We start from the raw sequence: 12,983 nt of genomic DNA on the forward strand, positions 1-12,983 counted from the left end.
GGGGAGAGGGACCGGCCCGCCATGATCGGTTCCTTCAGCGGATGGATGCAGGACGCCGGGCCAAACCGACGATACCTGTAAACTTGGACAAGGCGCGTACGCCGACATCGACGCGAACGCCGGTCAGCATTTTCGCAGCCAGATAGGCATTGCGCGCGAGGTTGACCGCGTGATCGGTGCCGATCGCAATGGGCACGGTGCGGTTCGGGTCATTGACCGGACGTACCCATGCGACCGGATGACCGACCCAGGGCAAGCCGAGCCGGCCCGAACGCAGCATTGCCTCCTCGCCAGAGATCGTGCGGATCTGCCAGCCATAACGGCTTCGCAGCACGGCGAGCTTGGTCCAGAGGTCGGCGCAAGGCAGACATCCCGGCGTCGTGCTCATCTCGATGACGAAGGCCGGCGCCTCACCGCGCAGCGTCACGGCAAAATCGGGCGGAAAGTCGGGGGTGACTGGCACGCGCGCGAGCCACGCCTGCATGTCCGTGCTGTCGGCAACAGGATGGATGGCCGCGCGCATCGCGTCGTCAGGCGTGACGGGACGCGCAATTGCGATCGTGGCAGCGGTGAAACAAAGCGAAGCCGCGGCTATTGAGCTCGCCTTGACGGTAAGGTTATATATCCTTACATTGTGTCGGAACAAAAGGAAGCTGCCAATGACCAGTCTCACTGTTACAGCCAAAGGCCAGATCACGCTTCGGAAGGATCTGCTGCAGCATCTGGGTGCCCATCCGGGCTCGAAGCTGGAAATCGACAAATTGCCTGGAGGTGGGATCAAACTGACCCCTGTACCTGCGAAGGGCAAGATTTCCGACTTCTGCGGCTTTCTCAAGCGGGAGGGGCAAAAACCGGTTTCCATCGAGGAGATGAACGACGCCATCGCCAGGGGTTGGGCTGGGTTGCCGTGAAGATTACCGCCGACACAAACATTCTCGTTCGCGCCGTCACTGAGGATGATCCCATTCAGGGGCCGCTGGCGCGCAAACTCGTCACGACTGCTGGTTTGGTCGCCGTGACGTTGCCGGCACTGTGCGAACTCTGCTGGGTGCTTCGTACAGTCTACAAGTTCGGGAACGCGGACGTTGCTGCAGCCATCCGTTTGCTGCTTGACGCCGACAATGTTGCCATCGACAGGCAGGCGGTCGATGCCGGACTCGCGATACTGGATGTCGGTGGTGACTTCGCCGACGGTGTTATTGCTCATGGCGGCCAGTGGCTTGGCGGCGAAACCTTCGTCTCTTTCGACCAGAAAGCAGTTGCCTTGCTCAAGAAGGGGGGCACAAAGGTCTTGCTGCCACAATAGCGGCGTCGTCGTCTCTGAGATTTTGCGGGTAGGGATTGCTGTCATGGCCGCCGCTCCTCGCCCGTTTCAACGAGATCGCCGCCGAGCATGTCGCTGCTACGCGTGCGCGGATCACCGGCTCCTACCGGGCCGTTGGCGAGCGCGTCGAAAAAACCGTCCTCTTCGCCGGCGCCGGTCATGAACTGCTCGGGGCGGATGTCGCCGGTGAGGAGCTTTACGGCCTGATAGGCCATCTGCGCGAGATTGGGGTAGGTCTCGACCCCGGCGGCGATGACCATGCGCTGTTTGCTGCCTCGGCGGATGATCATCGTGGTGGGCGTCACCTCGACCCCGAAGCGCTGGCCGAGATCGGGGCGTTTATCGATGTCCATCAGCGTGACCTGCCAACCCATCTCGTCCTGGAAACGCTGCACGATCGGCCACTCGACCCGGCAATAGCCGCAGGTCGCGCGCGAGAACATGACCAGCGCGAATTCGTTCGAGTGGGCGCGCAGATACGAGCGGCGCACCTGGTCCTTCCACGCGGCAAGCTCAGAACGCGCATCGCCGACCATCGGATTGGCCGATTTGGAATTGAGTTCGGGATGCTGGAGCATCGCGATCTGCGTCAGTCCCGCGAAAGCGCGCGCTTTCCTCCGAGCAAAATCCTCAAGCCGCCAGAAGTCGGCGACGGCATCGACGGTAAGTACCGTTGCGGCATAGTCGCGCTGCTGCTCGATCAGCTTGTGGATTCTGGGCGGGGTCCATGTTGCGAGCTCGCCCATCGGAGGAATCACTGGCTTGATCAGCGCATCGGGATCGGGGGCAGCGGGCTCTTCCGGCCTGGTTGGTGGCGCGTACCACCAATAGCCCTGCTTGGCGGGCTCGCTCATTCCCTGGCTCGCCTGCGCCTCGACCGAAGCGGCGCCGGCGAAGAGTGCGGGTAGCATTGCGATCGTAGCGCACAGGCGCCTGATCGTACTCACAGGATCTTCTCCATGCGGGTGAGACGGCCAATCGCGACCGGGCCGTAATAGCGGCTGTCGAAGCCGTCGGGATGATGCGAGCCTACGAAGATGAACCCTGGCGGGATCGTGTCTTGCTTCGGCTGCCAATGGACGAGCTTCTGCCCGTTGCGGCCGAAAGGTTTGGACACGCCCAACAGGCGCCCGTTGCAGAAATAATACCCATCCCAGGCTCCCGGCGTCATCGAAGGTTTTTCGATCATGACGATCCGCTCGCCCGGCATACAGAGCGCCTGCTTGGTGACATTGACCGGCTTTGGCCCAGCGAGCGGATGCGAGAGCATGAACATGACATAGTCGCCCTTGCGGATCGGCCCGGGGCTTGTCCGAACCGCGACCGCATCGATCGAGGGGCTCATCACCCAGGTCACCTGCGGTATCGCCCACGCGGCAGCGAAACCGATCGGGAGCACGATGCCATAGGCTTTCCATAGCTGGGCGGGGCGGGGCGGGCTTCCAAGCCCCGAGCTCCCGAGCGCGACGGCGGCGCGCAAGGGCAGCAGCTTGACCTGGCCCCAAGCGGCCCTAACGGCGTTCCAGGCGAGCCTGAGCATCGCGCACCTCCACTTTCCCGCCCAGACGGGCATATTCCTCGAGCATTCCGGAGAGCGCGGCGTCGCCGTAAACCACATGAGTGGCCTGCGGACTGCTCTCGTCGCGTTCGCAATAGGGCTGGGTCGGATCGCCCGGGATCATCGCCAGAGCCGGCACCGTATTGACGCCGTGCTGGCGGAACGCCCGCGGATCGACGATCAGCTGGACACCCCGCATCGCGCAAGCCGGGCCCTCGCAGCCGGGATCGAGCCGCAGGATTTCGGCGGAGAGCTTCGCCATCGGCCCGACCCTGGAGAGACCGCCGGGCATCCCGCGAAACGCCATGACCCCGCCGACCTTCTCGAGCTGCCTAGCATAGGTCCGAAGCTCCGCGATCGGCATCGAGGACGAGACGAACAGCAGCGGCACCCAGCTGTGCGTCCCATCGGGCGCGGCGGTCTTGGCCACGACTTCCATGTCGGGGGCGTCCAAGCCGAGCGCCTGGCGCAGGCGTTTCGCCATCGCCTCCCGCTGGGCGGCAAGGGCATCCTTGCCCGCCTCGAGCGCGGCGCGCGCGCGGGCTTCCATGGCGGGCGATGGTGCGCGGGCGTGCAGCCCGTCGAAGGCGCGGCGGCGTTCCGCCTCAGGCAGTGCGGGAAGTGTGGGGGGGGCCGAGGCGGTATTCGCCTTCTGCAGCGCGACTGCTTCCTTCAGCCGCTCCATCGCGGCATCGCCCTGCTGCTGGGCCTTGGCCCGTCCGCTGGCTGGCGTCGTCGATGCCGATTCCTGCGCGGCGGCGGGGAGAGGGTTTCCCAGCACCACCGCGAGCAGCAGGGTGGGCGCGAGCAGTCGTTCACCCGCCCGGGCGCTATTGCCCGACGGTTTGCATATAGGCATCAATCCTATCCTTCATGTCGATCTGGATCTGGCCTTGCGTGCGGGCCTCGATGTCCGAATAATATTCGGAAAGGTCCATTCTGGAGAAATCCAGGGCCTGGAACTCTTCGGGCGTGAAGCCGCGGCAATAGGGCGCCTTGGGCGTGCCCCAGCCGACCGCGTTGAAGCTCTTGAGCTGTGGCCGCCCCTGCTCCTGGATAATGCGGCCGAGCTTGGTGTTGAAGCAGCAGTGCCCCTTGGCCTTCTGAAGGCAGATACCCAGAAACTTCGCGGTGCAGTAGCTGCCGACTTCGTGGCACATGCCCGAGCCGCGTAGCATGCCGGTTTCCATGTCTTCTTGGTCGCAGCCCTGGAGCAGCACCTCGATCATGAAATTTATGGCAAGACTGATCGCGATCGAGGTCGGATCAATCCCGACGATCATCGCATTGGCGCCGGCGCTTGCCGCTTCGCTCGCCGTCGCGCCGGCCAGATAAGCGGTATAGGCCGCCTTCATCCCGGTCAGAACGCCCTTGGCCACCGCGATCTTGGTCCCGAGCGAGCCGATCGCCGAACCCATGCCGTCCTTGACGATCTTGCCCTTGTCCTTGCAGCAGTTGCTGAAGGTCGTGAAAAGCCCCGGCGGCCGGCAGCGCATCGCGCGCCCCGCAAAAATCTCGATATTGGCGGTGCAATTGCCATTGGCATCGACGCTACCATCGGCCGGCACGCCGGGATCACCCATCGGAGGTTCCTCGACGATCGGGTTCACGTTTGTGTCCTGGCAGGCATTGGGCGCGCAGGTCGGCGCGCCGCCCGAGGCCGGTGCCTCGCACGGATATTGCGTACCCAGGGGGCAGGCATAGGCGCCGGGTCCTGTAACGGTGCAGGCCACCTGCTGGAGGGGACATTGCCAGGTCCCGCTTTGGGTCTCGGTGCAGCTTGCGGTCTCGCCGGGATCGGCGGCATCGCCGTTGCCGTTGAGGTCGGCCGCGCAGATCTGCTCGGCATGGGCAGGCGTAATGCTGATGGCAGCGGTGCCCAAAAACAGGGCAAGGGTAAAGGTCAAGCGCTTCATGGGGTTGCACTCGTGCAAGTCATGTCGGCGCCGGCGAGGCGGACGGTCTGCATCATCACCACGGCTTCGGGAAAGTCGTCGAGACAACCACAGGCCGACACGATCTCCTCGCCGGGGCCCGCCGGGCAGACGTTGGCGGCATCGCAGCTATGATAGAAGGTATCGTAGCCGGTGGGCGTGTTTTGCCGGCTTCCCACTACGCCGGCGGGCGCGGCGGCGGTATTGGCCTTGGGTGCGCGCGTTTTGCATATCGCCTCGCATGTCGGCACTGCAGCCTGCGGTGGCAGCGAGAAGGCGCGCGTTGAGGTGGTCACGGTACCGTCCGCCGCTTTGGTCCGGTCGGCGAGTAGCGTCTCGGTCGAATGGTCGATGATATAGGCGCCGCGACTCAGGTCCGGTTCGGGGAGCGCCGCGCTGTCAGTCATGCAGGCATAGGTCCGGTCGCGTTCGAAGAAGTCCCGGGTCAGTTGCAGCGTGCAGGTCGCATCGCCGAAGAGGCGCGTCTGCGGCAGCGGTTTGAGCCCGGTCGCGACACCGTTACGGAAAGTTTCGATACCATCGACCTGTTCTGCCGACAGATGGCATTTGGGATCGGTGGCATAGCCCGCGCACAGATCGACGATCCGTTCGGCCGTCTTGCAACTCGTATCGACCTCGGCGTGAACCCGCGCATAGGCTTCGCCCCGGTTGCCCACCGCCACATGCAGCCAGATCTCGTGATCGCCCCTGGTGAGCCAGGGTTTGAGATCGGTATTCGGCCAATAGTAGGTGGTGTGGTTCTGCTCGCAGCTTCCCGGTGGATAGCCGCTGCCGGTCCAGGCGCCAGGACCGTAGCCGACGAGATTGCCGTCGACCCGGATCTGCGCCCAGTCATCGGCGAAGAACAGCGGCAGGGTCACCGACTTCAGCCGGTCGGGATCTTCGATATGGAGCGTCATCCTGTAGTCGAAAAAGCCACAGCGGCCGCCGTAGAGATTGTTCTTGCCGGGCGAGCCCATCAGGAAATCGACCATGCCCGAAGGGTCGGCAATCGTCGCATAGCCGCCCGACCTGCGCGAAATGACGTCGTCGATCGTGACATGGTTCAGCGTCACCTCGCGGGTTACCGTGCAGGCGCGGAGCTGCTGCGCCTTGCCGGCGCCGGCGGGCGAGGCTGCCAGGACCTGAAACACGGGATTGGCCGAGGAGAGGGCAAAGGCGTCGCCCTGGATCGCCGCCGGGTTGGCGCGGTAGGCGGTCTGGCCGATCGCGGGACTGGAGGTGCAGGCTGTGGTCTGCGCGCCAACATAGTCGATCACCGGGCCGTTGATCCGCGCTTCGGCGACGCCGATGCGGGGATCGGCCGTGGTGAGCGCCCCGACCATGCCACCGCCCAAGTCCTTCAGCACAGAAGCGAGATTGGTCAGCACGAGATTGCTGCCGCAGCTGTCGTTCACGCAATAGCAGGCCGAGAGCTCGGCCATGTCGACCTGGGTCAGCTTCAATTCCTTCGCCGCGTCCAGATCCCAGCGCAGCGAGCGGCACTGGTTCCAGGTGCCGGGACTGCAGGAAATCACGCCGTTGGCGCAGATTCCCGAGACCGGCACGGGGAGCGTCAAACTGCTGTCGAAGGTGCCGTCGAGATTCTTGTCGCGCGAAATCCGGACGAGGGAGATATCACCGGTCGCCGAAGGCTGGATCAGCACTTCCAGCAGGTTCGCGGTCTTCTGGCAGGCGAGCGTCGGGGTGAAGCTTTTGCTGCCGTCGACCGTCGAAACCGGCTGTCCGCTCATCCCCGGGGTCACATAGTTCTTGAGCAGCGTATCGCTGTCGCCGCTTTTGGCGCGCGAAGCATCGGCGGCGGCACGCGCTCGGTCCTCCATGGTCTGCGCATGCACTAGCGCAGGCAGGAGCAGCGCCGCGCCTGCGAGGATGAAAGCTGGTCTCTTCAAGATCCCGCACTCCGGGACGCACGTAGGCGCGATCCCCTGCGCAGGCGGAACAGGTCGCCCGTCTTGAAGTCGGCCTCGCCAGCGCCGAGCACATGGAACAATGCCTCGCCTTCGAAGGTGGCCAGCACGGCCGTGATGGGTGTCCGAGCGTCTGAGAGGGGAAACGCTCGCGGTGACACATCGACGACCGTGCTGGCCGGGGTTGGAGCGGCGCCATGGGGGGCTGGCGGCGCCGCTCCCGCCTCGCGCGCGCCCTGGCAGCCTTGCTGGCTGTGGCGGGCAGACCACGGCAATTCCGGGGCTTGCGCGAGACGTTTGCGAACAAAAGTGAGGGCGGGGCAGCTCATGGCACGGCGACCCCGGCGCAGCAGATCACCTTTTCGAAGAGCATGAACTGGGCATTGTCTTTGCCCGGCGCATGCTTGGCCGAAGACCACAGTGCTCCGGGCCGGCCAATATTGACGCATTTGCCGCCCTTGACCGGCTCCATGATCTGGAGCTTGTAGCGCGACTTGGTCCAGATCGGCTGCGGAATGAACGAGCAGCCGTCGCTCGACGAAATGGTGAGCGCGCCGAGCCTGCCCATCATGAAGGTGCCGCGTGCGGCGAGCCCGGCCCAGGCTTCGACCGAATCGTCGAAATGAATATCGCCGGCGATGGGATAGGTCGCGCCCCAGGATCCCATGCACCAGAACAAGGGATCGATGACCTTGCCCGCGGCGGCGGCCGCGCTGTCGGCCATGCAGGCAAGCCCTGCGGCGGGATTGCCGAACAATATGCCCTCGGGCTGGATGATCGCGCCCAAGATCCCCGATTGCCAGGTCGGCAGCACCTCGGTGATGAGGGCGACATCGAACCCGTCATCCTCTAGGCAGGGAAGGTCCGTGAACATGTCGAGCATCTTCCAGACCGGCGAGATGTAATAATGCATCTGCGCGAACATCTTGCGGGTGTTCGTTCCGTCCGAGATCGAACTTTGCGAACCCTGGAGCTTGCCGTGGGTCGGCATCAGATCGGCGCCCAAAGCCATCATGCAGCCGGGCTCAGTGACGACGTCGACCATCCGGTTGGGCGACCAGAAGCTGACCTTGACCCCGAACCAGAATGTCGCGCCTTTGCGGCAGGCGCACAAGGGTTTGGACGAGGACTGCGCGTCCAATTCCTTCGAGAGCTTGTCGAAACTGCCGATCCGCACACCGCCGATGGTGATCGGGAAAATGCAGTTCCAGCGTACCTTGGTGATCGGATTGAATACTGTGCCCGTGGGACAGGAGGAGGCGTGCGCCGGTGCACTGACACCAAGACCTGCCAGCAGTAGCGAGGCGGCGGCGATCCAGGATTTCCTGCATGATCGGGTCATGGCGCGGGCCTCCGAACGGGTTGGGAAATATTCGGTGCGCCGCGCGCGGTGCTCTCGAGACGGACTTCGGTGAGTTCGAGCCTCGTGCCGACCTGGGTGATGATCACCGGCGCTACCGTCAGGCCAAGCCGCTCCTTGATCCGGGGTTCGAGGATATAGATCGCGCGGCCGGTCCGCTCGGAAAGCGTGATGGCGTCGTCGTCATGCGCTCCGCCCGCCGCGAGCAGGATGAAGTCGGTCAACCGTGCGGTCTTCAGGGCCCAGCCGAGATCGCGCGGATGGACCACGACGAGCCGCTGCGGAAGCTTCACATATTCGAGCGGATTGAAGCTGTAGCCCTTGGGGTAGAGCAGGTCGCCCGTCGGCAGGCGGATATCGGTGTCGAGCGTGTAGAAGGGTACGACGCTGCGGGTCTGGTTCCGGGTTGCGGGCGCCAGGCTCGCCGCCTTCATTGCCGACCAGGACGAGCGCGGCCCAAATCTCTCGCGCATATCGGGCGGGAGCTTTGCCGTGCGTGCCTCGATTTCGGCGAGTGCGTCGGGCTCGGCGATCGGCCAGGTCCGCCCGATCGTCGATGTCGCGGCACGTGCGCTGGCGGCAGCGATGATGGAAGCCGCGAGCATTAGCGCGACCGTGGCCGACTGGAACTTGACCACGCCCCAGCCCTGCTGCGGTTCGCGCGGGTTCCGAGCTGGAAGTTTACCGGCCATGACCGTGCCTCCAGCAGCTCCGGCGATCGTCGTTCGAACCTCCATGGATCGCGGCGACGAGGCCGCCGAGCGCCATTGTGAACACCAGCGCGACCAGAACCCGCAGCGCAACATCGACGCGCGGCAATGACCACAGCACCAGCGCGGCCTGGATCAGCGGCAGGTGCGTGCCGACTATCAGACGGACCGCCGAGGGACCGGGCGCGGCGGAAAGGATGCCTCTCATCGCCGCCTCCATCCGCGGATGCGCTCAAGCATGTGCCAAAGCGCCGATGGCAAGCGAACGAGGCAGATGCCGCCGATCATGCTCGCGAGCGCGACGGCAATGACCAGGCCGAGCCAGTCATCCGGACGAAGGATTCCGAACAGCCCCGCCACGGCGGCGGCGATCCAGGCCTGGCCGACAAGCAGCGTACATTCGTGCGCGATGCGCGCCTCCTGCTCGGCCCAAAGCATCGCAGCTTGCCGTTCGCCCATCGCTTCGAGCGCGGTAATCTCGTCGCCCATTTCCTGATGGCGGCGCAGCAGGAAGGCGTGGAGCGTTTCGTCGGGGCGGCGACCGGCGAAGGGGCAGGCCTGCAGACGATGCGAGCCGTTCAGCGACGAGGGACCGTTCATTGACCCCTCCAGCGACGATAGCGCGCGATCATGTGGCCAGTGAGCCCGGCGAGCGCAATCAGCAACAGACCGCTTATGAGGCAGGCCGCCCCGACCATCGCTGCTCCGCGCAGCACCATGGCGGTCGGCTGATGGAGGGTAAGGCCGGCGACGAATACCAGGCTTGCCATCAGCACGGTCTCGATCAGGATCAGCCGGAGCCGCCAGCGCAGCGCCGCAGCTTCGGCGCGGATCGCAACGCGCGCCTCGATGATGCGCTCGATCTCGGCATCCTTGCTCCAGTCGAGCGGAAGCTGGTCGGGATGGGTGCGTTTGAAGCGCATCACACCGCCTCCCGCATTGGCATGTGGGGGAAGGGCGGTCTGTTTGTCCCAAGGATCTCGGCGGGATCGACGCCGGCGAGTTCGCACACCGCCTCGAGCGGCGAGCGGCCGGTTCTGAGCAGCGCCTCGAAGGCGGCGACTTCGGTCGGCGCGGAGGTGTTGATCCAGTAGCTGAAGGGATCGACCACCAGCCGCGCGATGCCGAGGCCGAGCGGGCTGTCGATGAACACCTCGGAGTAGTTGGGCTTGTTGTTGCGGACCGACTTCAGGAGGTCGAGCACGAAGGGCGAGTAGTCGAGGATCTTGTTCTCGACCGCCTTGTCGTAAGTCGAACCCTGCAGCAGGAAGCGCGTCGCGGCATTCTCGAGAATGACCTGGCCGGTGCCGCCGAACAGTAGCAGGTCGTTCATCGACTGCATGACGATGCCGAAGCTGCCCTGGTATTTGCGCGCGCGGCGGTAGCCCTGGCCGAAGGCTTCGGCGAGCCGCGAGAGATCCTGCCCTTCGGTCCTGGTCATGAACTGCGCGGCTTCGTCGCAGAGCACGAAACGCGGTCGGTCGCGGCCAGAGAGGTAGAGCTCCTGGGTGACGGCGTTCACCACCACCATCACGACGACGTTGAAGAGGTCGGGCATGTTCTTGAGACGCTCGAGTTCGAGCACCACGAATTCGTCGCGGGAGATGTCGAGGCTCGAGGGTCCGTTGAAATAATGCCCATAGGCGCCGTCCGAGGCGAAATCCCTCAGGTTGAAGGCAAGCTCGCGCGCGACCGGCACGAGATGATCGACCCGGTCGAGATCGCTCATGGTCTGGGCGGGATAGGCGCCGAGCCAGTCGCGCACCGCGTCGATCCCGTCCTCGGCTCGGCCCGTATCGATTGTCCACTGGACGGCCGACTTGAGCAGGTTCCATTCCGAGGTCGAGACGCCCTTGCGCGTCGCGGCATTGGCCATCTCGGCGACGATCGCGACCGCCATGGCAATTGCCGACTGCCTGTCCTCGCCGTCGAGCGCCAGTCCCATGTCGAAGGGGTTGAGAACGAGGCGCTCCTCGCCGATGTCGATATAGCGGCCCGAGCACAGCGTGCAGAGCTTCCGGTACGAGCCGCCGATGTCGATGATGCGGATGAGCGCGCCGGACGCGTAATATTGCTGGCACAGGTTGTTGAGCAGGAAGCTCTTGCCCGCGCCGCTTTCAGCCGAGACGATGAAGTTGTAATTGTTGATGCGCTGGTCGAAGAGGTCGAGCGTGATGAGCTGGCCCTTGCGCCCCGTATAGAGCAGCGCCGGACGGCCGCCCCCGCGAAAATCGGTCTGGATCGGCGCCATCAGCACCGCGGCCTTGACCGGCATGCGGAAATCGCGTTCGAGCATCCTCAATGTCTTGCCGTCGGGATAGAGCCCGAAGGGCAGGCTCATCGGCAACAGGATCGGGTTGAGGTAGCTCTCCTCCTGCATCATGAAGGGGAGGGGCTCCGATTCCCACAGCCGCTTGGCACGTGCGGCCATTTCGCGCGCCTGGGCGCGGTTTCGGCCGAACACCCAAACACAAGGGATGACGCGCACGAATCGGCTGTTGCCGGCTTCGTCCAGGACCCAACCGATCTCCTCGATCTGCTTGCCGACCTCGACCGCGAAAGAGCCCGCCGCTTTCTGCGCCGAGAGGATCTGCGCGCGCTTGTGGATCTCGAAGGCCGAGTGGTCGAACAGGACATTGAGCGTGTAGAGGAACGGCCCGCCGATCTGGTCGCTGTCCTCGGCGCTCCCGCGCATGCCGCCTGTGAGGCGATTGGCGCGCTCGGCGCTTATCCGCCGTGCCGGCGCCTTGGGGGTGAGGCAGCGCGCGACCTGGTTGCCGAGGAAAACCTCGGGGCCTTCGAACAGGAGGTCTGGTCCGGCATCGATGATCTGCTTGCGCAAGGGCCTGGGCACGCTGCCGTCGGCGGACCCGCCCACAAAACTGCCGGGCGCTGCCTCGAACACGCCGTTGAACACCCGGCGGTAGAAGGCCATGATCTCCTCGGGCGGCAGGGAAACGATGCCGAGCTTGGCGAGCTGCTCTTCGATCTGACGCCTTATGTCGGATCCCAGAGGTTTGCGGGTCTTGACGGCAAGGATCGTGCGGAAATTCCGGATCGGAATGCCGTGGAGGGCACGCAATCCCCGCGTTCCGCCCTGAAGATAGTCGTAGGTGCGCCGGGCGGAAGCCTGGATCAACGGGTCGTCGCGAGTCTTGAGATCGAGGTAGCTGTCGAGCGCATCGGTGATCAGCGGGTCGGCAAAGCTCATAGTCTGAAGCACCGTGCCCGGCTCAAAATGGATGTTGAGAAGCCCGAGCAAGGCACTGTGAACATGGGAGAACATATAGGCCGAAGGCACCAGCTCCCAAGCATAACCCCAACCGTCGTCAATGGTGAGGAAGGCTTCCTCCTCTTCGACCCAGGCGACCAGCGGCAGATGGTCCGAATAGGAATCGCGCGCGACATGGCGCCGAAGCGCGGCGAAGCTGAGGCCGCCGGTGTCGTTGGAACCCGCGCTCACCGCTTCGGCTCCTTGACCGGAGCGAGAGCGGGGGCGGGCACGGTGGCAGGCGGATCGATATTGCCAGTCGCCTTCTCGCGCAGTTGCCCCAGCACCGGGAGCTGGCTGGCTGGCGAAACAGGTTCGACCAGATAGCCGCCAACCACCCAGGAGGGCTTGTCGAGGATCGAATAGACATAGCGCGGCATGTAGAGCCGGTCGGGCCGCTGCCGGTCGGCATAGGGCAGGATCAGCGTGCGCACCGCTTGGGCAGGTTTCAGCATCGGCGTTTCGGGCTGGTCGATCAGCCCCTGGAGCTCGCGGTAGACACTGTCGCGATAGCCGGCAAAGGCGCTCGGCCCTGGTTTGCCGCGTGCCTGCGCTGTGCGTTTCGCACCGGACGCCATGGCCTCGACCGAAGCCGACTTCGCCTTGCGCAGCAGTTTCCTGTCGCGGGTGACGGCGGAATCGGAGCGCGGTGGACGCCCCGCCACGGCATCTTCATAGGCCTTCTCGGGGTGAATGCATTGGCCGTGGTCGGGGTTCTTGCACGAGAATTTCTCGGAATAGGGCGACATGACCGAACCGATCGTCGCACAGGCTGAGAGCGGCAGCGCCGCGGCGACGAGCAGCAGCATGTGTGGACGGCGTTGGCGTCGCCGCACGGCGGACACGGGAATGTCCATGAGCGAATCTCCGAATTGGGGGTGAGGGTGAAGACGGG

General features: G+C 64.7%; 16 protein-coding genes. 2 read left to right on the plus strand and 14 right to left on the minus strand.

Translation table 11 applies throughout. The features are described from left to right. Positions 1-34 precede the first annotated feature (34 nt). Complete coding sequence (locus tag PP1Y_RS18035) at positions 35-523, minus strand: hypothetical protein (RefSeq protein WP_369799482.1); 489 nt, start codon at positions 521-523, stop codon at positions 35-37. A gap of 136 nt (positions 524-659) precedes the next feature. Here PP1Y_RS18035 and PP1Y_RS18040 point away from each other — a divergent pair, with 136 nt between their 5' ends. Together PP1Y_RS18040 and PP1Y_RS18045 are read left to right on the plus strand one after the other, a co-directional pair. Beyond that, on the plus strand, positions 660-911 hold the full coding sequence (locus PP1Y_RS18040; RefSeq protein WP_013833512.1) for an AbrB/MazE/SpoVT family DNA-binding domain-containing protein: 252 nt from the start codon (positions 660-662) through the stop codon (positions 909-911). Further along, positions 908-1,306 (plus strand): type II toxin-antitoxin system VapC family toxin, encoded by a 399-nt coding sequence (locus PP1Y_RS18045; RefSeq protein ID WP_013833513.1) that lies wholly within the window; start codon positions 908-910, stop codon positions 1,304-1,306. The genes PP1Y_RS18040 and PP1Y_RS18045 overlap by 4 nt, the downstream gene beginning before the upstream one ends. A 41-nt stretch (positions 1,307-1,347) precedes the next feature. Here the strand turns inward: PP1Y_RS18045 and PP1Y_RS18050 are convergent, their stop codons facing one another. The 13 genes from PP1Y_RS18050 to PP1Y_RS18105 form a co-directional block, all read right to left on the minus strand. Continuing rightward, positions 1,348-2,262 carry a conjugal transfer protein TraF gene (locus PP1Y_RS18050; protein WP_369799501.1) on the minus strand — a complete coding sequence of 305 codons (915 nt, stop codon included), beginning with the start codon at positions 2,260-2,262 and terminating at the stop codon, positions 1,348-1,350. A 5-nt stretch (positions 2,263-2,267) separates the two neighbouring features. Further along, entirely contained in the window at positions 2,268-2,864 is a 597-nt protein-coding gene (locus PP1Y_RS18055) for a S26 family signal peptidase (protein ID WP_013833515.1), read from the minus strand. Beyond that, positions 2,836-3,741 carry a type-F conjugative transfer system pilin assembly protein TrbC gene (locus PP1Y_RS18060; RefSeq protein ID WP_041558979.1) on the minus strand — a complete coding sequence of 302 codons (906 nt, stop codon included), beginning with the start codon at positions 3,739-3,741 and terminating at the stop codon, positions 2,836-2,838. The genes PP1Y_RS18055 and PP1Y_RS18060 overlap by 29 nt, the downstream gene beginning before the upstream one ends. Then, entirely contained in the window at positions 3,713-4,798 is a 1,086-nt protein-coding gene (gene traN / locus PP1Y_RS18065; RefSeq protein ID WP_013833517.1) for a conjugal transfer protein TraN, read from the minus strand. Before traN ends, PP1Y_RS18060 begins: the two co-directional genes overlap by 29 nt. Continuing rightward, positions 4,795-6,660, minus strand: coding sequence for a hypothetical protein (locus tag PP1Y_RS18070; protein ID WP_013833518.1), 1,866 nt, complete (start codon positions 6,658-6,660; stop codon positions 4,795-4,797). Before PP1Y_RS18070 ends, traN begins: the two co-directional genes overlap by 4 nt. 65 nt (positions 6,661-6,725) lie before the next feature. Then, positions 6,726-7,076 carry a hypothetical protein gene (locus PP1Y_RS25830; protein ID WP_067737012.1) on the minus strand — a complete coding sequence of 117 codons (351 nt, stop codon included), beginning with the start codon at positions 7,074-7,076 and terminating at the stop codon, positions 6,726-6,728. Then, positions 7,073-8,089 (minus strand): TraU family protein, encoded by a 1,017-nt coding sequence (locus PP1Y_RS18075; protein WP_013833519.1) that lies wholly within the window; start codon positions 8,087-8,089, stop codon positions 7,073-7,075. The genes PP1Y_RS25830 and PP1Y_RS18075 overlap by 4 nt, the downstream gene beginning before the upstream one ends. Then, positions 8,086-8,712, minus strand: coding sequence for a conjugal transfer protein TraW (locus tag PP1Y_RS18080; RefSeq protein WP_013833520.1), 627 nt, complete (start codon positions 8,710-8,712; stop codon positions 8,086-8,088). Before PP1Y_RS18080 ends, PP1Y_RS18075 begins: the two co-directional genes overlap by 4 nt. 76 nt (positions 8,713-8,788) lie before the next feature. Next, positions 8,789-9,025 (minus strand): hypothetical protein, encoded by a 237-nt coding sequence (locus tag PP1Y_RS18085; RefSeq protein WP_065762434.1) that lies wholly within the window; start codon positions 9,023-9,025, stop codon positions 8,789-8,791. Continuing rightward, positions 9,022-9,417 carry a hypothetical protein gene (locus PP1Y_RS18090; protein WP_041558981.1) on the minus strand — a complete coding sequence of 132 codons (396 nt, stop codon included), beginning with the start codon at positions 9,415-9,417 and terminating at the stop codon, positions 9,022-9,024. Before PP1Y_RS18090 ends, PP1Y_RS18085 begins: the two co-directional genes overlap by 4 nt. After that, on the minus strand, positions 9,414-9,740 hold the full coding sequence (locus PP1Y_RS18095; RefSeq protein ID WP_041558982.1) for a hypothetical protein: 327 nt from the start codon (positions 9,738-9,740) through the stop codon (positions 9,414-9,416). Before PP1Y_RS18095 ends, PP1Y_RS18090 begins: the two co-directional genes overlap by 4 nt. Next, positions 9,740-12,280, minus strand: a complete 2,541-nt coding sequence (locus PP1Y_RS18100; protein WP_013833521.1) for a TraC family protein — start codon at positions 12,278-12,280, stop codon at positions 9,740-9,742. The genes PP1Y_RS18095 and PP1Y_RS18100 overlap by 1 nt, the downstream gene beginning before the upstream one ends. Next, complete coding sequence (locus PP1Y_RS18105) at positions 12,277-12,945, minus strand: TraV family lipoprotein (protein WP_041558983.1); 669 nt, start codon at positions 12,943-12,945, stop codon at positions 12,277-12,279. The genes PP1Y_RS18100 and PP1Y_RS18105 overlap by 4 nt, the downstream gene beginning before the upstream one ends. Between the last annotated feature and the right edge of the window lie 38 nt (positions 12,946-12,983).

This window comes from Novosphingobium sp. PP1Y (assembly GCF_000253255.1).
Classification (GTDB): domain Bacteria; phylum Pseudomonadota; class Alphaproteobacteria; order Sphingomonadales; family Sphingomonadaceae; genus Novosphingobium.

Bases quoted from the DNA above. Each gene is read 5' to 3' on its own strand.
- PP1Y_RS18035 (WP_369799482.1), bottom strand. From the start codon at position 523: ATGCGCGCGGCCATCCATCCTGTTGCCGACAGCACGGACATGCAGGCG.
- PP1Y_RS18080 (WP_013833520.1), bottom strand. From the start codon at position 8,712: ATGCTCGCGGCTTCCATCATCGCTGCCGCCAGCGCACGTGCCGCGACA.
- PP1Y_RS18075 (WP_013833519.1), bottom strand. From the start codon at position 8,089: ATGACCCGATCATGCAGGAAATCCTGGATCGCCGCCGCCTCGCTACTG.
- PP1Y_RS18085 (WP_065762434.1), bottom strand. From the start codon at position 9,025: ATGAGAGGCATCCTTTCCGCCGCGCCCGGTCCCTCGGCGGTCCGTCTG.
- PP1Y_RS25830 (WP_067737012.1), bottom strand. From the start codon at position 7,076: ATGAGCTGCCCCGCCCTCACTTTTGTTCGCAAACGTCTCGCGCAAGCC.
- PP1Y_RS18040 (WP_013833512.1), top strand. From the start codon at position 660: ATGACCAGTCTCACTGTTACAGCCAAAGGCCAGATCACGCTTCGGAAG.
- PP1Y_RS18105 (WP_041558983.1), bottom strand. From the start codon at position 12,945: ATGGACATTCCCGTGTCCGCCGTGCGGCGACGCCAACGCCGTCCACAC.
- PP1Y_RS18055 (WP_013833515.1), bottom strand. From the start codon at position 2,864: ATGCTCAGGCTCGCCTGGAACGCCGTTAGGGCCGCTTGGGGCCAGGTC.
- PP1Y_RS18090 (WP_041558981.1), bottom strand. From the start codon at position 9,417: ATGAACGGTCCCTCGTCGCTGAACGGCTCGCATCGTCTGCAGGCCTGC.
- PP1Y_RS18095 (WP_041558982.1), bottom strand. From the start codon at position 9,740: ATGCGCTTCAAACGCACCCATCCCGACCAGCTTCCGCTCGACTGGAGC.
- traN (WP_013833517.1), bottom strand. From the start codon at position 4,798: ATGAAGCGCTTGACCTTTACCCTTGCCCTGTTTTTGGGCACCGCTGCC.
- PP1Y_RS18060 (WP_041558979.1), bottom strand. From the start codon at position 3,741: ATGCCTATATGCAAACCGTCGGGCAATAGCGCCCGGGCGGGTGAACGA.
- PP1Y_RS18070 (WP_013833518.1), bottom strand. From the start codon at position 6,660: ATGGAGGACCGAGCGCGTGCCGCCGCCGATGCTTCGCGCGCCAAAAGC.